The organism is Escherichia sp. KCJ4928 (assembly GCF_004352695.1).
Classification (GTDB): domain Bacteria; phylum Pseudomonadota; class Gammaproteobacteria; order Enterobacterales; family Enterobacteriaceae; genus ECMA0423.
The window spans coordinates 1-3,460 of the sequence record NZ_SJWV01000284.1; the positions used below are offsets into that span (position 1 = coordinate 1).

Genomic DNA, 3,460 nt, shown 5'->3' on the forward strand with positions numbered 1-3,460 from the left:
TCTAACCGGATATCTAATGCCATTAACATCCCTTCAATTATGCCCTCAGCCTTCTGTAACCTTTTCCCGATATAACCATCAGAGCAGCAATGCTTACCTGCCAGTGACATGAATGTCATACCGACTACATAATAATCTACTAATAAATCGTGCAAATCGCTGTTGTTCTTTTTCAGACGGGCCATGCACCCGCAAATAATCATCGCGTCATCGTCACAACATTGCGGGCGAGATTTTACTTTTGAAGGAATTAATCCCTTAAAACCGGCGGCAATGGACGACCAGGTCACATCTTCATGATTATTAGCCGCCCACGCTCCCCAACGTTCAAGAACCATCTGAATATCACGCATTAACTTTCTCCACAAAATCAGGCCAGCACACCAATCGCCAGTGCGCGATCGATAAAACGAAATATCAGCTCCAGCTGGGAGCCATACTTCTCTTCAAATGCCACGGTAAAGAACCGCCTGTTTATGAACCAAAGCCAGTATCAACTCAGACAAAGGCAAAGCATCTTGCCATGATAAAGGCCATTCTCCGTGCTGCAGAACGCGACTGGAAGTGGCTGGAAAAAGCGCCTGTCATCAAGATACCAGCGGTCAGAAACAAGCGAGTCAGATGGCTGGAAAAGGAGGAAGCAAAACGCCTTATTGATGAGTGCCCCGAACCACTGAAATCTGTCGTCAAGTTTGCGCTGGCAACTGGTCTGAGAAAGTCGAACATCATAAATCTGGAATGGCAACAAATCGACATGCAGCGACGAGTTGCCTGGGTGAATCCAGAAGAGAGCAAATCAAACCGCGCCATTGGTGTGGCGCTGAACGATACCGCCTGTAAAGTGTTGCGTGATCAAATAGGCAAGCATCACAAATGGGTGTTTGTACATACCAAGGCGGCTAAGCGAGCAGATGGAACATCAACGCCTGCGGTCAGGAAGATGCGCATCGACAGCAAGACATCATGGCTATCAGCTTGTCGTCGTGCAGGAATTGAAGATTTCCGTTTCCATGACCTCAGACACACCTGGGCAAGCTGGCTGATTCAGTCAGGCGTCCCATTATCAGTGCTTCAGGAAATGGGCGGATGGGAGTCCATAGAAATGGTTCGTAGGTATGCTCACCTTGCGCCTAATCATTTGACAGAGCATTCGAGGAAAATAGACGACATTTTTGGTGATAATGTCCCAAATATGTCCCACTCTGGAATTATGGAGGATATAAAGAAGGCGTAACTGATTGAATTGTAATGGCGCGCCCTGCAGGATTCGAACCTGCGGCCCACGACTTAGAAGGTCGTTGCTCTATCCAACTGAGCTAAGGGCGCGTTGATACCGCAATGCGGTGTAATCGCGTGAATTATACGGTCAACCCTTGCTGAGTCAATGGCTTTTGATCTGGTTGCTGAACAAGTGAACGACCGCGTCTGATTTTCTGATTTATTTCGCTATAGCGGCAAACAAACACACACCGCTGCGCGTCTGAATCAAGAAAACCCGTATTTTCATGTATCAAAGTACAATTTACCGCCCTAACGGAAAATTGTCCGCTCCTATGAGACTGGTAACTATGAAACCAACGTCGGTGATCATTATGGATACTCATCCTATCATCAGAATGTCTATTGAAGTTCTGTTGCAAAAAAACAGTGAATTGCAGATTGTCCTGAAAACGGATGATTACCGCATAACCATCGATTATCTCCGAACCCGTCCTGTTGATTTAATCATTATGGATATAGACTTGCCCGGAACAGACGGTTTTACCTTCCTGAAAAGGATCAAACAAATCCAGAGCACAGTGAAAGTGTTATTTTTATCATCGAAATCAGAATGCTTTTATGCTGGCAGAGCGATACAAGCTGGTGCTAACGGTTTTGTCAGTAAATGCAACGATCAGAATGATATTTTTCATGCCGTTCAGATGATCCTCTCCGGATACACGTTTTTTCCCAGCGAAACGCTTAACTATATAAAAAGCAATAAATGTAGTACGAATAGTTCAACGGTCACTGTGCTATCTAATCGTGAAGTGACCATATTACGTTATCTGGTTAGCGGATTATCTAATAAAGAAATTGCCGATAAGTTATTACTTAGCAATAAAACAGTTAGTGCGCATAAATCTAATATTTATGGCAAGCTAGGTTTGCATTCAATTGTAGAGCTTATCGACTACGCCAAATTATACGAATTAATATAATATTAATTATAATTGATCATAAATATCGCATCCGCTTTCGCCACACCTGGCCGAACACCGCTGGCTAACGCTCGATAATTGGCAAAAAAGTTTAGTGTGACATTGCCATTTGCATCTACTTCCTCAGTCGGGCTCGCCGCTCCCAGTGCGAGCCGGGAGCGATCGCTATTACGTAATTCGATGGCGATGGTTTGCGCCATTGCGGGATCATCCAGAGCCAGCAGGTTGGTATCGGATGCCGGCGTTCCCGTAAATAAAATCGCAACTGAACCCGGAGGACATCCCTCCAGCCGCAGGCTAAAAGGGACGAGTGCCGTGGTATCGCCAGCGTTCAGTAATTGTGTCGTAGGCCATCTGCCTAAATCTACCGTCTTATCAATATCCGCAGTGTTTACGGTACAGGAGAAATCAACAACGTTACCGTGCAAATTGATATTAATCGTTCCCAAAGGGTCAGCTGCCCATCCACTGGAAATCCACAGTAACCCGCAGAAACAGCTAAAGAGTGCTCTTCTCATTCTCCGTACCTCATTGATAATCGACGCGTAAATACCCCAGCGCGCTAAACGGCCCTTCGGTCGGTTTTTGACCGGTAATACTGATAGGCCTGGCGCGAAGTGTGACATTGGCTGCCGCAGCTGCATCCAGACGGAAAGGAATAACGCTATTGAGATCGTTAGGCGTGATCGGCGTATCGTTCTGATCGGCGACAATAAAACCTAAATCCTGATTGTCCGACACCATCGCCTGACCAGAAACGGCACTGGCTTCCAGACGCATTGTTAAATAAGCCTGCGCAGCAACATTCGTACATTTGACCGCAATGCTCTTGGTTTGCGGCATGACACCAGCAGGTCGATTCCCCGGCCCTGCCGCACTAAATAACGATGCGCCGATATCACCAAAATCAAATTCAACAATCTGCCCGGCATTTAATTCGCAGTTTTGCGGTACTTCAACCCGGCCACCAAAACTAATGGTATAAACAGGTGTAACCAACGGATCGTAAGGCGTTGATGTCACATACACGGTAAACATCACCTGTCTGGGGATCTCCACCATGTTAATAAAGGGACGAATAACCTTTAAACGAAATATTAAACGAGAATCCATCACCCCGAATGGAAGGTTTTGCGAAACGTTAGGATCTGTTCCCATCAGAATATAATTTTGCGGGGGGAACTGAATATCCATCACACTATCAACCAGACTCATCGCACCTAATAGATAATCATTTAATTGCATATATTTATAATTAT

Annotated in this window: 4 protein-coding genes, 1 tRNA gene and 2 pseudogenes; 2 read left to right on the forward strand and 5 right to left on the reverse strand. The window is 45.6% G+C overall.

The features are described 5' to 3' along the window. Together quuD and E0D98_RS22465 are read right to left on the reverse strand one after the other, a co-directional pair. Positions 1-353: antitermination protein QuuD (quuD, locus tag E0D98_RS22460; protein WP_131891051.1), on the reverse strand; the 353-nt coding region annotated here is incomplete at its 3' end. Between the two features lie 17 nt (positions 354-370). Further along, a pseudogene (locus E0D98_RS22465) lies at positions 371-460 on the reverse strand (DUF968 domain-containing protein); the annotation flags it as partial. Between E0D98_RS22465 and E0D98_RS22470 the strand changes: the two are divergent. Further along, a pseudogene (locus E0D98_RS22470) lies at positions 458-1,234 on the forward strand (site-specific integrase); the annotation flags it as partial. The pseudogenes E0D98_RS22465 and E0D98_RS22470 sit on opposite strands and share 3 nt — an antisense overlap. Positions 1,235-1,249: 15 nt before the next feature. On the opposite strand, the gene E0D98_RS22475 reads toward E0D98_RS22470, so the two are convergent. Next, a tRNA-Arg gene (locus E0D98_RS22475) sits at positions 1,250-1,326 on the reverse strand. Positions 1,327-1,568: 242 nt separating this feature from the next. Here E0D98_RS22475 and fimZ point away from each other — a divergent pair. Then, the gene (gene fimZ / locus E0D98_RS22480) at positions 1,569-2,201 is read left to right on the forward strand and encodes a fimbria biosynthesis transcriptional regulator FimZ (protein ID WP_000805428.1); all 633 of its coding nucleotides are present in this window, start codon (positions 1,569-1,571) and stop codon (positions 2,199-2,201) included. A 2-nt stretch (positions 2,202-2,203) separates the two neighbouring features. Here fimZ and sfmF read toward each other — a convergent pair whose 3' ends face one another. Together sfmF and fimH are read right to left on the reverse strand one after the other, a co-directional pair. Next, positions 2,204-2,719, reverse strand: a complete 516-nt coding sequence (sfmF, locus tag E0D98_RS22485; protein ID WP_001250422.1) for a fimbria assembly protein — start codon at positions 2,717-2,719, stop codon at positions 2,204-2,206. A gap of 10 nt (positions 2,720-2,729) precedes the next feature. After that, on the reverse strand, positions 2,730-3,460 hold a 731-nt coding region (gene fimH / locus E0D98_RS22490), incomplete at its 5' end, for a type 1 fimbria D-mannose specific adhesin FimH (RefSeq protein ID WP_131891054.1).

Coding starts and splice junctions, on each gene's coding strand:
- fimZ (WP_000805428.1), top strand. CDS start 1,569: ATGAAACCAACGTCGGTGATCATTATGGATACTCATCCTATCATCAGA.
- sfmF (WP_001250422.1), bottom strand. CDS start 2,719: ATGAGAAGAGCACTCTTTAGCTGTTTCTGCGGGTTACTGTGGATTTCC.